At 55.0% G+C, this 622-nt stretch carries 1 rRNA gene; it reads left to right on the top strand.

The features are described 5' to 3' along the window. A 23S ribosomal RNA gene (locus ACLJPQ_RS22430) occupies window positions 1–622 on the top strand; the annotation flags it as partial.

Genomic DNA, 622 nt, shown 5'->3' with positions numbered 1-622 from the left:
TAATAGCTCACTGGTCGAGTCGGCCTGCGCGGAAGATGTAACGGGGCTAAACCATGCACCGAAGCTGCGGCAGCGACGCTGATGCGTTGTTGGGTAGGGGAGCGTTCTGTAAGCCTGTGAAGGTGGCCTGTGAGGGTTGCTGGAGGTATCAGAAGTGCGAATGCTGACATAAGTAACGATAAAGCGGGTGAAAAGCCCGCTCGCCGGAAGACCAAGGGTTCCTGTCCAACGTTAATCGGGGCAGGGTGAGTCGACCCCTAAGGCGAGGCCGAAAGGCGTAGTCGATGGGAAACGGGTTAATATTCCCGTACTTGGTGTTACTGCGAAGGGGGGACGGAGAAGGCTATGTTGGCCGGGCGACGGTTGTCCCGGTTTAAGCGTGTAGGTGTGTGTTCCAGGTAAATCCGGTTCACTTTAACACTGAGGCGTGACGACGAGGCACTACGGTGCTGAAGCAACAAATGCCCTGCTTCCAGGAAAAGCCTCTAAGCATCAGGTAACATCAAATCGTACCCCAAACCGACACAGGTGGTCAGGTAGAGAATACCAAGGCGCTTGAGAGAACTCGGGTGAAGGAACTAGGCAAAATGGTGCCGTAACTTCGGGAGAAGGCACGCTGACA

The organism is Salmonella sp. SAL04213 (genome assembly GCF_046550535.1).
Lineage (GTDB): Bacteria > Pseudomonadota > Gammaproteobacteria > Enterobacterales > Enterobacteriaceae > Salmonella > Salmonella enterica.
The sequence above is the reverse complement of the archived record's forward strand: the minus strand, read 5'-3'. Positions and strand labels throughout refer to the sequence as shown.